Below are 16,437 nucleotides of genomic sequence, written 5' to 3'. Positions count from 1 at the left end.
AACGCATTCAATAAAACACGCCATACTGCCACACAGTGAGACTTCACTGTTGAGTGGCTAGATTATCATTAATTAACCCAGCAAACATCGCCAAATTAATCATTGGCAATCAATTCACTACATGCGAGTAGAAAATCTGTAGCCAGAGCCACGAACCGTTTGAATTAGCTTATCGTATCCACCCTGCTCAACGGCCTTTCTTAAGCGGCGAATGTGAACATCTACGGTACGATCTTCTACATAAACGTTAGTGCCCCAAACATTATCTAATAACTGCTCACGGCTATAAACACGTTCTGGATGTGTCATAAAGAAGTGCAAAAGTCTGAATTCGGTCGGTCCCATGTCCAGAACTGTATCGCCTACTGAAACACGATGGCTCACAGGATCTAACTGCAAACCTTGAACATCAATGGTTTCTTCTAAGCGTGTTGGTGCACTGCGGCGCAATACCGCTTTGATACGCGCTACCAGTTCTTTGGGGGAAAAAGGTTTAGTGATGTAATCATCAGCACCTACTTCTAAGCCTTTGACTTTATCTTCTTCCTCACCACGAGCCGTCAGCATAATAATCGGGATTTGCCGAGTAAACTCGTCTTGCTTTAGCCGTTTAGCTAATTGAATACCACTGCCACCAGGGAACATCCAATCTAGCAAAATTAAATCAGGATAAGGTTCCGCCAATAACTCGATGGCGGAATCAAAATCTTCAGCTGCAGCGGTTGTAAACCCGTGTTGTTCCATCACAAATGTCAGCATCTCACGGATGGCTGATTCATCTTCTACAATTAATATCCTTGCTGTCATATTCGCTTCTATCAGTAATTTGCCACGATGACTATTATTGGTCAGTTTTATTACAGAATTATGATCTTGGAAATATTTAACCATATTAATCGATAAACTACTTCAATTGCTTGGCTAATTCACATCTATAAACTGAGTTACACTTAAAAGCTGCCCAATAATCCATAAAACATATTGACCAAAAGCAAAAAAGGAGCCGTAGCTCCTTTTTTATTTAGCGCAACGCTTAAAACTTATGCTCTAAACCTAAGCCTAGGTATGAATCATCCATATCGCCTGATTCATACCAAGCATTGGTAGTATAGAAAGCAAAAAGCTTTGTAGGTTTAGCTAATTTATAATCTGCGCCAACAGACCATGAATCGCCTTTGTTATCCATGTCTTGATATTGGGCTTTTAAGGTCACATCGTTAATCCCATAAGCCGCGCTTAATAAATAACCGTTATCGGTAATGCCAGAATCTAATTTTTCTTGCTGCTGGTACATACCACCTAATACAACACCCACAAGCTTGCCTTGTACCGTAGCACGGCCAATGTCATAGCCTTTTACTTTCGAATCATAGGCAATAGCTGCGTATACTGGTGTTTGTTTTAAATCAGCATCACCATAAGTGGCAGCCATACTCACGCCATTTTCAGCATTTTGTTCAGCATCGCCATCGGCAACATAAGTTACGCCAACTTGAAAATCACCAAACATAGGCGTCATATAAGTTGCGGTTTGTGCCATACGGTTTTCACCTTTAAACACATTTTTTAGATCGCCCGCTAAATCACCAAATTGATCAACTTTACCTTGAGAGACTTTTAACATTGTATCGTTACGTCCCACAGAGACTAAACCAAAGTGACCTTGTAAACCGACAAATTGATTACGCGCTTTAAAGTTCTCTTTTGCATCATCGCCAGTATCAACTTCATATTCGATGGTATAAAAAGCTTGAAGATCATTACCTAGGTCAAAATCACCTTTCACACCAAAACGTGATGCATTACTTTGAATTGTCGTTTCTGTCTCACCGGCTACATCGTTAGATTGTGCTGACACATTTAACTTACCATAAACTAATAATGGTTCTGCCGCGTAAGCAGTTGAAATTGTCGTAGCAGATACCGCACAAGCCAGTAGAGTTTTAGCAAATAAGTTCATCATTTCATCCTTTCGACGTTTCATTTCGTCATGTGTTTGTTGTTTGGAACGAGCCGAAGTTTGCCTTGGAAATGTTTCAGAAATATTGCAATAAATAAGCATAGCCTTAATTAATAGTGTTAAGCAAACAACCAAAAAACGTTAGTCACTGAAAAATAACAATAAATAAACCTAAAAACATAAATGTGACATTTTTATTAAACCTGATTGTTTCAATGTAAAATCAACAAAAACCGCTGTTTACCCAACCATTAAGATGCCGTAAACTGCTTGGCCAACTAATTTATTTATTAATGAGTGTCTTTTTATGTGGTTTAAAAATCTCACCCTGTATCGTTTCAATAAACCGTTTTCAACCGACACTGAAACGCTCGAACAAGCTTTAGCTGACTTCACATTTTCGCCTTGTACTAGCCAAGACATCAGCAAATTTGGTTTCTCCAATGCTTTAGGTAAAAAAGGCCAATCTTTAGTCCACAGCGCTGAAAACCGTCACTTAATTTGTGTCACTAAAGAAGAGAAAATATTACCTGGTCAGGTAATTAAAGAAGCATTAGATGAAAAAGTGGCTGAAATTGAAGAGCAAGAAAATCGTAAAGTGACTAAGAAAGAAAAAGATGCCATGAAAGATGACATCACGACCACGTTACTTCCACGTGCGTTTTCGCGTCGCAGCCAAACCCGAGCACTAATTTTACCTGAACTAGAAATGATCTTAGTCGACAGTTCAAGTGCTACCAAAGCTGAGGAATTGTTAGCGCTATTACGTAAAGCGTTAGGCAGTTTACCTGTTATTCCATTAAGTTATGCTAAACCAATCGAGCAAACGTTAACTGAATGGCTTCAGGCTGGTGCCGCCTCTTTACCATTTGAAATGCAAGATGAAGCAGAACTAAAATCCGATTCTGACGAAGGTGGAATTGTTCGCTTTAAACAACAAGTTTTACAGGAAGATGAAGTGCTTGCGCACTTAGCCACGGGCAAACAAGTACATAAACTTGCACTGCACTTTGCTCAATCAATCGCATTTGTGATGCAATCTGATGCCAGCGTAAAACGTATTAAATTCTCCGAAGAATTTAGAGCGGGTAACGATGATGTCGGCAATGAAGATCCTATGGCACGTTTAGATGCCGATTTCGCCTTAATGGGCAGTGAACTTATTGCTTTCATTCAAGCATTGCATGGCGCTTTTGGGCCAATGGAACAAAGCATTTAAGTTTAATATCGCAATCGCATAAATAGCAGGAGTCAGAATGAAACTTTATGGTAGCTATACTTCACCTTTTGTACGTCATTGCCGTATGGCTTTGATGACTTCAGGCCAAACTTTTGAGTTTATTGAAACCGATCAAGCCAGTAGTGCAATTCATTCACCGACACAGCGAGTGCCATTTTTACAGGACAAGGACACTTTCTTAACCGACTCTAGCGCGATTTTATTCTACATTCGTCAACAAGCTGGTCAGGATTATTTAGCTTCACCTGCAGAACTTGATACCTTTTGCATGGTAAATACTGCCCTTGATAGCACGGTAAACCTGTTCTTTTTAGAAAAAGATGGTGTGGATATTCATGCAGTGGCTTATACCCAACGGCAAGCCGCTCGAATAGCGTCAAGTATTGCACAATTTGAACAGCTTACGTTAAGCAACTCGGCGCCCTATAGCGATGCCGAATTAAGGTTGGCCTGTTATTTAGATTGGGGATTATTCCGACAACGTATTAATATTGATAATTGCCCTAACTTGAAGCGTTTTTTAGCAGCAATCGCCACCTATCCTCCTTTTGCCGATACTAAACCACCGCAGTAATTAGCCCTCATGTTGATCAACTGTGCAAGTGACGCTGCCAAACCAAAATGCCCATCAAGTTGATGGGCATTTTCATATTGTTAATAGCAATAAGGATAACCAAGACAATTTATCGCCAAAGTTTGCTCCTGCTCAGGATGTGCTTACTTTGCTGGTTTGATAAATTTCCCATCACTGTCGAACGGCCAGTCAATCCCTACCCAAGCCTTTAAGAAAGCTTTATGTTCAGCCGTTACCGACTCAACGGGGGAAATTTTTTGCTCACCTTTTGGATGTTCTGCTAAGGTAATAGTGCGTTTGGCTAGTTGATCATTATTGAACAAGGTCAACTCAACGCTATCACCCGCTTTAAAATCAGCCAAACGTTTATCCCAACCAGAAGCTGTCACTTTAAGTCCGTTTACAGCAATGATTTCATCTCCAGCATTAACTCCAGCTTGCCATGCTGGGCCTTCTCGGCGCACATTTGCAATGGTTAAATCATTATGTGAGCCAGTAAGCGTTAAACCTGCATCAACTAAGGTTTTTGCGTCTTTGTCATAGCCAATTTGCAACCCAGCCTGAGATAACAAGGCATCAAAATCTAATGACACAGGCGAACTCACATGCTGTTGCCACCATGCCTGATAATCTTTACCTGTTAGCCCTTTGAGAATCTTTTTAACATCGTCAACCTGATATCCCATAGGCACTTTAAAATCTTGATATAGCTTTTTATGAACATCACGATATGAATGGTTTAATTGGGTTTGTGAAAGCAAATCAAAGTCTAACGCTAAAGAGGTCATGTAACCCTCAGAGTAGATATTCACACTATGGTTAACCGCATAATCTCCCCAAGTACTGCTCCACTGACCTAAACTGGCTTCAGCAATCGACTGAATTTCACGCCCAGGATTACGCTGGTTACTGGTAATACGTTTACTTAAATCATCAAAAAACTCTTCGGCGCTGATAATGCCAGCACGCAGTAAAAGCTGATGCTGAAAATAACTGGTTGACCCTTCTGCTATCCATAATAACTCAGTCATGTTTTCAGTTTGGTAATTGTAAGGGACTAACCCTTGTGGGCGGTACGCTTTAACATTCCAAGTGTGGATAAACTCATGCGATGCTGTGCTGATAAAACGTAAGTAGTCTTCACGCTCACGAAAGTTAAAACGAGGTAACTGTATAACCGTGGAATTTAAATGCTCAGTTGCACCGCGAGCGCCACTTGTAGCATGCACCATGTAAACATAACGTTCAAAAGGATAACCATCCCAAATTGCGGATGCTTGATGACTGATTTTTTCTAAATCAGCGACAATTTCAGTTGTGTCATAATTGCCTTCCCCCCAAAAAACCACTTCATAGTTGCGACCATCGGCTTTAAAAGCAAAATGTTGGTTAATTCCGGTTTCAATGGGAGAGTCGACTAATACATCATAATTATCCGCAATAAACGAGTGTGCCTTATTGCCTGATTTCATCCCCGAATAACTTTTCCACTCTTTAGGCACAGATAAATTAACCTTTACCTCATCATCTCTGAATAATGGGCTATACATAAATATGCCACTGGCATCTAGGTAGGCATGAGTACGGTCAATATGACGCAAACGGTCACCCAATTGGTTAGCATAAACCTGATAATGAATTGTGACACTCGACGGTTTAATTAGACTGACTTGCCACTCTCCGCTAGCAGTTCGACGCCAATCGAGTTCGTTGCCTTGGCTGTCGGTGGCTTTAAATAATCTTACCGCATCGGCGATAGGTAACACTTCATAACGCCCTGTTCGCCAAACAGGCATGTTAATCGTTAATAACTTCTCGTCAGTTTTTGGAAAGCTGACGGCCACTTTTGCGATATGATGCTGAGGCTGTGTTAAATCTATCTGGTATTGAACGTCGGCTAAGGCTTTTGGTGTCCAACTGGCAATAAAAACAGCACTACTGAACATAATTGCTAAAGAGATGGGTTTCACTATGATTTCCTTCTGATATGATTCTATTTATTATTTTTATTACAATGTTTTATATTTATGCAGATTGTTTTGCTTTCTGGAGAAAATTATACCAATCTATCGTGTACGTCTCAGCAATAAACAACATTCATTTACAATTTATCATTTATTTTGAATCCGGCCGAAGTCGGCTTATCAAGGAAGAAGGTCAACGATTTATGCGGCATTTTATGGTTTCAATTTTGCTGTTATTGTTTTTTTCGCCTGTTGTGGTGAATGCAAGCGTACTTGAAGATCAGGAAGTACGCTTTAGAGAAGCACCACAAGAGTTATTTGTGGAACTGAACAAAAGCACTCAATTTCCATTGTCGTTTTCAAATTCAGTTGAATTTGATCAAATAGCTGACAGACTTGATATTGATTCTGAAAAACTGATTCAAAAATTAATCCTACTTGCCAGACTCAATCTAGAATCTAATGTTCATTCCGTAACTAAATATGATGATGCGCAAATACTCATCAAACAGTTAGAAATAGTAATATCAAGACCGCATGACCAAGCAGTCTTAATCATGTTAAACGCTCGCCTTAAAGCAAGAAAAACTCAAGATTACGCGTTTGCCATAGACCAGTACAATGAAGCCCTTAATAAGGTTAGTTCTGATCCATCTGAAGAAGCCACCCTATTCAAATTTACCTTACATGAACACCTAAGCGGCCTATATCAAATGGTGTTGCAACCCGCGGCCAATCTAACTCACTTAAACCGCTACCGAGAAATCGCCTATCAAATGCGAAATGACTACTTTATCGCATTATCAGAATTGGAATTAGGTCGTTATTACAACCGCAGAAATGAACATGCTAAATCATTACAATATTATGGTGAAGCTTTCCGTGTCGGTAATCGTATCAGCTATCCCGGCATTAAAGCTCATGCACAATTGAATTTAGCCCGCACTTATCGTGATTTGGAACAATGGGATGAAGCCTTAAAACATGCTCATGATGCCGCAACAAGCTTTCAAGCCCTTAATCAAGACTCATATATATCAGAAGCGTTAACCGTTATCGCAATGGTTTATGGCGAACAAAAACAATGGAACCAAGCCATTGTTCAGTACCTTAACGCACTGCAAGTCAATGAGCGCCTTGGCAATGAAATTGGTCAAGGATTGAATCACCACAACATCGCAGAAGCGTATCTCAACCTCGATAATGGCAATGATGCTTTAACCTCAATAGCCAAAGCCAATGCGATTTTTACTGCAAAAAATGTTAAACATTATTTGGTATATAATGAGGCGTTGTACGCACAGATTTTGCTAAAACAATCTATGTGGTTAGAAGCAATAGAACATGCCAATAAATCATTAGCCTTAGCCAAAGAGAAAAATCTTACAGAGCAAGAATTAGAAGCGCTTAAATATTTATCTACCGCTTATCGACAACTTGGTGACTTAGCGTCAGCAATTAATATTGTTGATGCGATTATTGACCTCACCAAGATTGCTGAAGATCAACAGAGCTCACCGACATCTTCATCCGAGTTAACCGAGCAAAAATTAAAGTTTGACTTGGACTTACTGCAAAACAAAGTAAACGAACAAGCCGACGAAATTAACCATAAACACTTTATTATTATCAGCTTGGTGAGCTTTTTAGTTTTTATTGCCATCGTATTGTTAATTGCATTAAGTCGTTCAAGCAAAATAATTAACGCACAGCGCAGATTTAAAAAACAATATTTATTAGAGCCGATTTCCCAACTAAACGGTCTTCGAGCCTGTTTACAAAGGCTCAACTTTGACCGTATAAGTGAGATTTCAACTTTCACACTGATAAAAGTTGAAGCATTAACCCATAGCGATACCCAAATGGGCTTAACGGAATCAGCTAAAATTATCCATAAATTTATCAATGAGCTTAGCCAAGAACTCACTGCAGACATCTACATAATAAAACCTGGACAATTTGCATGCTGTTTTAATCACAGTATCAGCGCAAATGATCTCCTTGCTGCCATTACAAGCTATCTGTCTACCGCGGTACTAAACAATCCGACTATCCCCTGTTTTAATCGTGATATTGCTCAATCAAAGATATACATAGGTCATCTGTCGCTACCACTATTAGCAAACCCAGATGCCAACATTTCTGCAGAACTTCATTTTGAAACGGCACAATATGCATTGGCAACCGCCATGACCCAAGCTGACAGTACCTATGTTTCATTAAAAACGCTTAATTTTGCTCCTGCGACGATTTTTAGTGCGCCTTTATACCTCAATCTCACTCAAGCATTGAAGAGAGGAATAATAAAAGCAGAAAGCAATCAAGTTATTACTGAAAAGTCGTGGCCCAAATAACTATCGAACAATTAACCAGCAATCACCCAAATGGACCTTTTTTTGTATGGATTTTAGATATCGGTCGCTCACGCTTTGTTATAACATTGCTACAATGTGTATATCTGAGTTTTTCGTTATACTAAGTCGCATTAGCTATTTGGGTTTTAATTTTCAATTTAGTAGAAGATTTATGATCACTAGGCTTTTTTCTGACCAAACGTTCATCTTAAGCAACAAGGCCATTTATGAAAGATTCTGAAATAGCGATATCACAAATAACGCTAATGAAACAAAAACTTCATGCTGCACGTTCGGCTTTAGATGACATCAATAAAGATCGCAATGACAAGCTGAAAACCCTGATCCAATTTATTGGCCACTTAAGCTTAGCCTGTAAAGGGCAAAACTTAGAACTCGATAATAAATTAGCCAAATTACGACACCATCTTCACAGTTATGAACAAATCGATGAAGCATTACCTGAATTAGTCGATATTGAGCGAATTTTGAAGGGGCAATATAACCATACCATGACTCAACTTGAAGAGAGTCGTATGGGTCTTTCAAGGGTAATAAGACAAATTCAGCGTGTTAACTCAGCCCCAGAGAAAGTTAAAAAAGAGATCAATTATTTCAAGCAAGATCTGGCTAAACCATTTCATACTGTTTGGGAATACATTCCTAAAGTTGAAAAGCTAATTGGTTTCTATGAGGAAATTTTACAACAGCAATTTACCTCTGCAGATGATTACGACATCTTGCCACAACACATTCAACTTGCCCGAGAGTTAGCGGTAAAAATATCAGAAATTGAGTTTCGTAAAGATCAACGCGATCAAATTTTAGTCATGAAAGAAGTATTATTAGGTGAAATTACCTTAGATACTTTACTTGAATCGTATCAAACTATCCTAAGCTTATTACTAGATAATATCGCAAGAGAGAAATCGGCTTCACAAGACTTTCTATACGCTCTTAATGATGCATTGACAGTTGTTCGTGACGTGGTGAATAGCTCACATAACAATAACGAACGCAGCCAACAGCTAAAACAACAGCTGAACAAAGAAATCAATTTAAGAGTTGATAACGCTGGCGGCATTATCACAGATGTTGAAGATTTATTGGATTTAAAAACCCAATTAACGGTACAACTTTCATCGCTTCGTGATGCCTTATCGCGCAAAGAAGCACTTGAAAGTCGTGAACAAACTATTTTACGTAAATCCATTGAATCTATGCGTAAAGAGTTAAACAGCATCACCCAAGAAGCTAATAGTTATAAAGAAAAATTGTTTGAACACCAAAAACTAAACCTTCTTGACCCTCTCACTCAGCTAGCTAATCGTACAGCATTAGAAGATAGAATGGATCAGGAATACCGCAACCATATTCGTTTCAAAACGCCATTATGGATTGCCGTTACGGATATTGACTTTTTTAAAACGGTTAACGATAACTTTGGTCACAGTACAGGAGATAAAACCTTGCAAGTCATTGCTATGGCATTAAAAAACTCACTACGTGACAGTGAGTTTGTTGCACGCTATGGTGGTGAAGAGTTCGTATTATTATTGCCTGACATTACCCAAGATCATATTTCAACCTTACTCAATCGCGTAAGAGAAAAGGTAAAAAATATTCCATTTAAGTTTAAAAATCAGAGAATTACAGTTACATTATCTATAGGTGCTGCGCAAGTGATGGACAATGAGACCATCGAAGAAGCATTTGAACGTGCTGATTCTGCGCTATACAAAGCAAAAAACAATGGCAGAGACCGAGTCGTAATAGACATGTAAGCAGCACAAGCGCTTAAGTGTCTGTGCACTTAAGTCCAAAGGAGTTGCTTATGATTATAAGGATTAGTCCTAGAGGCAGTTTAGATCAATTATCTCAACTAGAAGTTGATCGCCTCAAACAAGGTGCGAAAAGTGAGCTTTATCAGCTGTATCGCAGTTGTTCCTTAGCGGTATTATCGTCAGGCCTTATTAGCGATAATGCCGAAGCTTTATTCGAAAAGTTTGACACCTTCGACATCAATGTACTGCAGCGTGAGCGCGGCATAAAACTTGAGCTAATTAATCCCCCAGAAAAAGCCTTTGTTGACGGTAAAATTATTGCGGGTATTCAAGAGCATTTATTTGCTGTTTTACGCGATATTATTTACATCAGCAATAAATACGACAATCTTAAACACATCAATCTGACCAATGCTAGCCACATCACCAATGTGGTATTTGATATCTTAAGAAACGCCCGCGCTATTTCACCGATGAAAGATCCCAATGTTATTGTCTGTTGGGGCGGTCACAGTATTAATGCCATCGAATATCAATATACCCGTGAAGTTGGCTATCAGTTGGGTCTTCGTGAACTTGATATATGTACTGGTTGTGGTCCGGGTGCGATGGAAGGCCCGATGAAAGGGGCTGCTATTGGGCATGCCAAGCAAAGGGTTAAAAATGCTCGCTACATAGGCTTAACTGAGCCAAGTATTATTGCAGCAGAGCCACCAAATCAAATCGTCAACGAGTTGGTTATATTACCTGACATAGAAAAACGTTTAGAAGCCTTTGTACGTTTAGGTCACGGTATTATTATCTTTCCTGGCGGCGCGGGTACCGCTGAAGAGTTATTGTATTTTTTAGGTATTTTATTAAATAAAGAAAATGCAAATACCCCTTTCCCTTTGGTACTGACGGGGCCAAAAGAGAGTGCGGAATACTTTGAAGAAATCCATCAATTTATTGGTGCAACCTTAGGTGAAGAAGCGCAGAGCAAATATCAAATCATCATTGATAATCCAGTAAAAGTTGGCCAAGTCATGAAGCAAGGTATGGAAGAAGTAAAAACCTATCGCAAAGAAAAAGGCGATGCTTATCAATACCAATGGTCATTAAAAATTGAACCCGAGTTCCAATTACCTTTTGACCCTAGCCATGAAGTTATGGCAAATTTAAACTTATACTTCCAAAACAATAAAGCTGAACTTGCCGCTAATTTGCGTAAAGCGTTTTCGGGTATTGTTGCGGGCAATGTAAAAGGTGAAACCATTAAACGCATCAAAGAGCATGGCAAGTTTCATATTAAAGGTGATCCTAAATTGATGAGTATGATGGATAAGTTGCTGAGTGCATTTGTAGAACAACAACGAATGAAACTCCCTGGCAGTGCCTACGAGCCATGCTACAAAATAATAAAATAACTTAATGAATAAATTACTGATTATTGATGGACTCAATCTGGTTCGCCGCATTCATGCGGTGTTACCGAATGAAAATGATATCGAAAGCGTAAAAATGCGCTCGTTAGCAGCTTGTCATAAGATGCTACAGTTACATCAACCAACCCATGTGATTGTGGTATGGGACGGTGACCAAGAATCATGGCGCAAAAAGCTTTATTCAGATTACAAAAAAGGTCGTAAGCCAATGCCTGAGGCCCTGCAGAAAGGGCTTAAAGACATTAAATCGGCTTTAGCGGCAGAACACATTCACTCACTTGATGCCCTTTCAGAAGCTGATGACGTTATTGCCACTTTGGCACTTAAAATCACCCAAAATCAAGGCCAAGCAATTATCGCTTCCACAGACAAGGGATTTAGCCAACTACCTCATCATGAGTTAATGATTTGGGATCACTTCAATCAGCAGGCGTTTGATTTAGTTGAGCATGAACGTAAACTGGGTGTGGTACATAGCCAATTTTTAGATTTTATTGCACTGGCTGGCGACAGTGGTAATAAAATCCCCGGCATTGCTGGTATTGGTCCTAAGTCTGCAGCGGATTTACTCAATAAATTTCGTACATTAGCTAACTTATATCGTTCTCTTGAAAACCTAGGCCCTAAACAGGCGCAGAAACTTGCAGAAGGCAAAGAACTGGCTCGTATCAGTTATAAGCTGGCGCAATTACAATGCGATATGCCCCTTAATATCAATTTGAAACAATTTCGCTATCAAGCGGATATAACAAAAAATGTCTAAATATTTTACACTCAATAATTAACATTCAAATAGCACCACCATGGAGTATTAAATGAAAGCCAGTGCAACGTATATTATCGGTGGGATATTTATTGCTTATCTCTTATTTGTTGCCGTGGTGATGTTTATTTATGAGCCTCTCCCAGAAGACCGCGCCTGGGAAGATAGACAAGCTTACAATAGTCAAAAAATGACTGAAATTAGCTTTGGGCAATCTTTAGAGACTATCAAGAAATTATTCGGCAGTGCCGACTTTGTTGAAGCCAAAACGGCTATTGATGGCCAATACCAAATATTGTTTTATCGCACTCATCATCTAAAGTCAGACGGTATTACAACACGGGACGAATGCACCCCTTTGCTGTTTAAAAACAATATCCTTATTGCTTGGGGCTTAGAAACCTACCAACAATATTTAGACAGCGAAATATTAATTGAGTCCACACAAGCGGCTTTAGCTCATTAATTTAATTTTCATTTAGCGGCTCAAGAGCCCTTGAGTCGCAAGTCCCTTGGTTGCTTTTTTAGCGCCCCCCGAAACCATCTCAAATCAGGGCGACAAATACTTATAAAGCAGGTTATTACACCGCTAACTGCGTTCAATTGACTTGCAAAATCCTCTTATTGACGCATCAATTCACCTTGTATCGGTGCAAAGCTAAAGTTTGACTGTAAACGTCAGAATATGAATATTTTAAATATCGTTTATTCATCTCTTATCCGAGTTAAGGTTAAGTAATGTTGCAATCACTAGCGCTCCCATCTTGCCCCCCATAAAATCAGAATGTTTTAATTAGGGGTTTCAATTTACTCAACATCACCTGTGATCCACGTAATTTGTGCCATAAAAAATGCAGACCGTTAAGTCTGCATTGTTAAGTGTCATACGGCCTGTTGGTCTTTCAGGGTTATTTTCGTTGCGAGTGTTTGGTTACCTTACAATTCACAGACGTAGCGCTTTAATGACGCTACATAGTCGTGGCGCTAGATAAAAGTCGATAACTAAGTGAAAATGATCAACATACAGCGCTAGGCTTCGGCTAAACACTTTTACGCTTGGTTAAATAGTTTTTGCCTAGATGACTAGGCATCAATCCACTGGCCGCAAATAAAATCCTATTTAACTCAAACAAAACTTAGCCTACAAAGTTCAACAGGCTCGAGCGAATAGCATTAATCCTTAGCAAACTCTTGGTAAGCCTCACCTTTTTCAAGCCATAACGGAGCGGGTTTACCGAGTAAATAGTGATCAAAATATTCACGCATTTTAATCGTGTAATCTAATTTATTCGGGTACTTCTTCAAATGATGAGGTTCGCCTTCGTACTGTAAAAAAACCACATCTTTACCGGCGCGGCGCATCGCTAAATACATTTCAACGCCTTGCTCCCAAGGTACTGCATCGTCAATATCACCAAACATAATCATCATGGGTGTTTGAATTCGCTCAACGTAAAAAATGGGTGAGTTTTCAATATATTTCTGCGGTGCTTTAAATAAACTCTCCCCTATGCGACTTTGTCCCGTTTCATATTGGAACTGTCTTGCAAGGCCGCTTCCATGACGAATACCACTGTATGCGCTAGTCATATTAGACACAGGGGCGCCCGATACGGCTGCGGCAAACATATTCGTTTGAGTCACAGCAAATGCTGTTTGATAACCACTCCATGAATGACCATGAAGACCAATTTTTTTCGGATCGGCGATGCCCATATCGACTATTTTTTGCACGCCCGTGGTTAACGCTTTGACCGCGGAAATTCCTGGATAGCCAATTTCAAAACGAATATCCGGTAGAAAAATGGCATAGCCATTATTGGTGTACCAAGCAAAATTGGGCCTATGGTTGATTTTCATATCAGGGAAAGCATGTAAGCGATCACTCATAAAGCGATAGTAATACACCATCACAGGGTAACGTTTACCTTTTTGATAGTTACTTGGTTTAATCAAAACACCGTCAGCGAGATTGCCATCAGCATCGGTCCACTGTACAAGTTCAGATTTCCCCCAGCTAAATGCTCGGCGTTGCTTATCTAATGATGTCAGCTGCTTGGCTTTGTTTATATCATCTAATGTTGCGGCATAAACGTCTGGATACAAATCGAAGCGCTGTTTTGAATACAGGATTTGATCACTTTGCTTTGCTCTGGCCAATACGGTTAATTTACTTTGGCTATCGGTTAGTTTTTTAACCCCTGCTACACCGACTTTGGCAACATAGAATTCATCAGCCTTGGTGCGATGGCTATAGCCTTTTAACAATATGGTTTGGTCGGCTTTAACCGTTGCGGGTTGTTTGTCTTTAATAAGCCCTTTAACTCGGTATTCAACACCCTGCTTGCGACCTTCGCCATTAGACAACATAAATCCGCTATGCGAGGTGGTATTAAATTGCCAAACATCGTATTTGTCATAACTAATGAAACCTGAACCATCATCAAGCCATGGACCAAAACCATAACCCGGAGCCGAACTGGGGTAATCATGGTCTTCATCAGCAAAAGGCACCGCATATTGTCCACTTAAATTAAAACTTTTTGCCTGAGCAATATCGTAAATATGCACGTTCCCTTGTTGGTAATAACGTAAGAATCTTGCATTTGGTGACAATGTAGGGATAGCGTCACTAGGTTGCTGTGCCAACACCAAAATTTTGCGTCCGGTATTTAAATCAACAAGATATACATCTTGATAGAAACCCGCCCAGGTAATCATTTTCTGATATGGCACGTCTGATGTCGCAACCAAATAGCGCGCTTGTTCACCATACTGAACCGTCGGCACCTCTTTATCTGCCAATTGGATAATACGATCAGCATCTAGGTGATAAACCGCTAAATAAGTGCGCTTTAATTCATCCTGATATTCTTTTATTTCATGCGGTTTAATTTTGGCGTCGTCACCATGCCAAATGCGTAGATTTTTGTTGTCGGCAATGACATTCAAATCAAACAGTGAATTGTCATCGGTATACTTTTGCTGTTTTTGCGGCGCAACTACTTGCGGGACTCGGCCTACATACAAACGCTCGCTGTCACGGGAAAACATCACAGTGGCATATTGATTTAGCGTCCACTCCTGGCTTGTTGGCTGGCGATGTTTACCAGAGCTGATATTCATCACATGTAATTGATATTGGCGTGCATTACGCTTTTGACTCAGTTTACCTGTGGTAAATCCAACATAACGTCCGTCATTACTTAAGGCTAATTCACCTATTTGGTCATCGCTAGTACTATATAAATCACGCTGTGTCTGATGGGTTAAATTAACTAACATGACTTGATGTTGCTTTTGATTGTGACGATTTATCGCGGCAACAAAGTTAAAACCTGACTCATCGAAAGCAAATTGAGTCACATCAGTAAGCTGAACCGTTTTATTGCTCGCTAAATGGATCAGGCTTAATCGAGTGCCTTTATCATCATCTTCAACAGTGTCAGTGTCAGTTTCACTGGCAGCGGTCTCAGCCGGTTTGGCATCCTCATCTGCGGTTTTATCTTCTTTAAACCACACAGCTAAATATTCGCCATTATCATTAAACTGAGCCGATTTAATGTTAGTAAAGGCTTGTTGTTGGCCCGTTTTAGTATCAAGCAAGGCTAAATCTTGGGTTAACTCAGACTTCTTTTTAGTTTCTTTCGCTAACAGGCTGGCTGGAATAGTGGCAATCACAAATCGGCCATTGGCATTGACTTTTGGCTTAGTCCCATTGGCAATATTAAAACTCTTAGTACCATCAATTGATTTCACAATCACATAGCTTTCACCACGGTCGGGCTTTGCCTCAACCGCCATCATGCGGCCATCATCAGCGATAACCGGTTGCTGTAAGGTGTTAAAGTGCATAATATCCGTTAGCGATAACGGCTCTGCATATGTAAAACTTGTCGAAAGTGACAGTAATAACATCACCATCAATGGATAGGTAAACCGATAAGATAGTTTCACAAAATTCCTCTTCTTATAATTATGATGGCACAAACCACAACATCAGCTAAAAGTGTCAACGTCAGTAAACCTGAATATTCGACTATGGTCGTCTAGCAAACGATGCACAGAAGTGAACAAAATACCCTACTTTTGTAAAGTTAACCTTTTGTATAAAAAGGATTTGGCAATTCAATAAAGTGCAATCACATTCATTTGTCATTAATGCGGCTATTTTAATCTAAAACACATCACAAATGTTTGTTAAATGCGATTTCATCCACAGTTTTCTGTAAATAAAGATTAAAAATCGTTAAAATAGTCGCTAGAAAACAGATGAATAAAATCATCAAATCACCGCTTGTGAGACTGAAATCTCATACTGCGGCCCCAATTAATGCGCTGTAATCATTGCAGTAACCCTAGCGTGTAAGGACT

At 39.6% G+C, this 16,437-nt stretch carries 11 protein-coding genes; 7 read left to right on the top strand and 4 right to left on the bottom strand.

Features of this window, described 5'->3' with window-relative positions:
• Positions 1 to 117: 117 nt before the first annotated feature.
• Both phoB and IEY03_RS09725 read right to left on the bottom strand, forming a co-directional pair.
• Positions 118 to 807, bottom strand: coding sequence for a phosphate regulon transcriptional regulator PhoB (gene phoB, locus IEY03_RS09730; RefSeq protein WP_188841215.1), 690 nt, complete (start codon positions 805 to 807; stop codon positions 118 to 120).
• A gap of 226 nt (positions 808 to 1,033) precedes the next feature.
• Complete coding sequence (locus IEY03_RS09725; RefSeq protein WP_188841214.1) at positions 1,034 to 1,963, bottom strand: porin; 930 nt, start codon at positions 1,961 to 1,963, stop codon at positions 1,034 to 1,036.
• Positions 1,964 to 2,267: 304 nt separating this feature from the next.
• On the opposite strand from IEY03_RS09725, the gene rdgC reads away from it, so the two are divergent.
• Positions 2,268 to 3,179: a recombination-associated protein RdgC gene (rdgC, locus tag IEY03_RS09720; protein ID WP_188841170.1), complete on the top strand. Its 912-nt coding sequence runs from the start codon at positions 2,268 to 2,270 to the stop codon at positions 3,177 to 3,179.
• 37 nt (positions 3,180 to 3,216) lie between these two features.
• Entirely contained in the window at positions 3,217 to 3,774 is a 558-nt protein-coding gene (locus IEY03_RS09715; RefSeq protein WP_188841169.1) for a glutathione S-transferase family protein, read from the top strand.
• 143 nt (positions 3,775 to 3,917) lie between these two features.
• Here the strand turns inward: IEY03_RS09715 and IEY03_RS09710 are convergent, their stop codons facing one another.
• Entirely contained in the window at positions 3,918 to 5,744 is a 1,827-nt protein-coding gene (locus IEY03_RS09710; protein WP_188841168.1) for a M61 family metallopeptidase, read from the bottom strand.
• A gap of 197 nt (positions 5,745 to 5,941) precedes the next feature.
• On the opposite strand from IEY03_RS09710, the gene IEY03_RS09705 reads away from it, so the two are divergent.
• From IEY03_RS09705 to IEY03_RS09685, 5 genes are all read left to right on the top strand, one after another.
• Positions 5,942 to 8,092 (top strand): tetratricopeptide repeat protein, encoded by a 2,151-nt coding sequence (locus IEY03_RS09705; protein ID WP_188841167.1) that lies wholly within the window; start codon positions 5,942 to 5,944, stop codon positions 8,090 to 8,092.
• Positions 8,093 to 8,319: 227 nt separating this feature from the next.
• The gene (locus tag IEY03_RS09700) at positions 8,320 to 9,876 is read left to right on the top strand and encodes a GGDEF domain-containing protein (RefSeq protein WP_188841166.1); all 1,557 of its coding nucleotides are present in this window, start codon (positions 8,320 to 8,322) and stop codon (positions 9,874 to 9,876) included.
• A 50-nt stretch (positions 9,877 to 9,926) separates the two neighbouring features.
• Positions 9,927 to 11,282, top strand: a complete 1,356-nt coding sequence (gene ppnN / locus IEY03_RS09695) for a nucleotide 5'-monophosphate nucleosidase PpnN (RefSeq protein WP_188841165.1) — start codon at positions 9,927 to 9,929, stop codon at positions 11,280 to 11,282.
• A gap of 4 nt (positions 11,283 to 11,286) precedes the next feature.
• Complete coding sequence (gene xni / locus IEY03_RS09690) at positions 11,287 to 12,063, top strand: flap endonuclease Xni (protein ID WP_188841164.1); 777 nt, start codon at positions 11,287 to 11,289, stop codon at positions 12,061 to 12,063.
• Between the two features lie 52 nt (positions 12,064 to 12,115).
• Positions 12,116 to 12,529, top strand: coding sequence for a DUF3192 domain-containing protein (locus tag IEY03_RS09685; RefSeq protein WP_188841163.1), 414 nt, complete (start codon positions 12,116 to 12,118; stop codon positions 12,527 to 12,529).
• Between the two features lie 707 nt (positions 12,530 to 13,236).
• Here IEY03_RS09685 and IEY03_RS09680 read toward each other — a convergent pair.
• On the bottom strand, positions 13,237 to 15,987 hold the full coding sequence (locus IEY03_RS09680) for an alpha/beta hydrolase family protein (RefSeq protein ID WP_188841213.1): 2,751 nt from the start codon (positions 15,985 to 15,987) through the stop codon (positions 13,237 to 13,239).
• Positions 15,988 to 16,437: the final 450 nt, after the last annotated feature.

This window comes from Shewanella aestuarii (assembly GCF_014647215.1).
In the GTDB taxonomy this organism is placed as follows: domain Bacteria; phylum Pseudomonadota; class Gammaproteobacteria; order Enterobacterales; family Shewanellaceae; genus Shewanella; species Shewanella aestuarii.
The sequence above is the reverse complement of the archived record's forward strand: the minus strand, read 5'-3'. Positions and strand labels throughout refer to the sequence as shown.

Excerpts from the sequence above, each read along its gene's own strand:
- ppnN (WP_188841165.1), top strand. The coding sequence starts at position 9,927 with ATGATTATAAGGATTAGTCCTAGAGGCAGTTTAGATCAATTATCTCAA.
- phoB (WP_188841215.1), bottom strand. The coding sequence starts at position 807 with ATGACAGCAAGGATATTAATTGTAGAAGATGAATCAGCCATCCGTGAG.
- rdgC (WP_188841170.1), top strand. The coding sequence starts at position 2,268 with ATGTGGTTTAAAAATCTCACCCTGTATCGTTTCAATAAACCGTTTTCA.
- IEY03_RS09685 (WP_188841163.1), top strand. The coding sequence starts at position 12,116 with ATGAAAGCCAGTGCAACGTATATTATCGGTGGGATATTTATTGCTTAT.
- xni (WP_188841164.1), top strand. The coding sequence starts at position 11,287 with ATGAATAAATTACTGATTATTGATGGACTCAATCTGGTTCGCCGCATT.
- IEY03_RS09680 (WP_188841213.1), bottom strand. The coding sequence starts at position 15,987 with ATGGTGATGTTATTACTGTCACTTTCGACAAGTTTTACATATGCAGAG.
- IEY03_RS09700 (WP_188841166.1), top strand. The coding sequence starts at position 8,320 with ATGAAAGATTCTGAAATAGCGATATCACAAATAACGCTAATGAAACAA.
- IEY03_RS09725 (WP_188841214.1), bottom strand. The coding sequence starts at position 1,963 with ATGATGAACTTATTTGCTAAAACTCTACTGGCTTGTGCGGTATCTGCT.
- IEY03_RS09705 (WP_188841167.1), top strand. The coding sequence starts at position 5,942 with ATGCGGCATTTTATGGTTTCAATTTTGCTGTTATTGTTTTTTTCGCCT.
- IEY03_RS09715 (WP_188841169.1), top strand. The coding sequence starts at position 3,217 with ATGAAACTTTATGGTAGCTATACTTCACCTTTTGTACGTCATTGCCGT.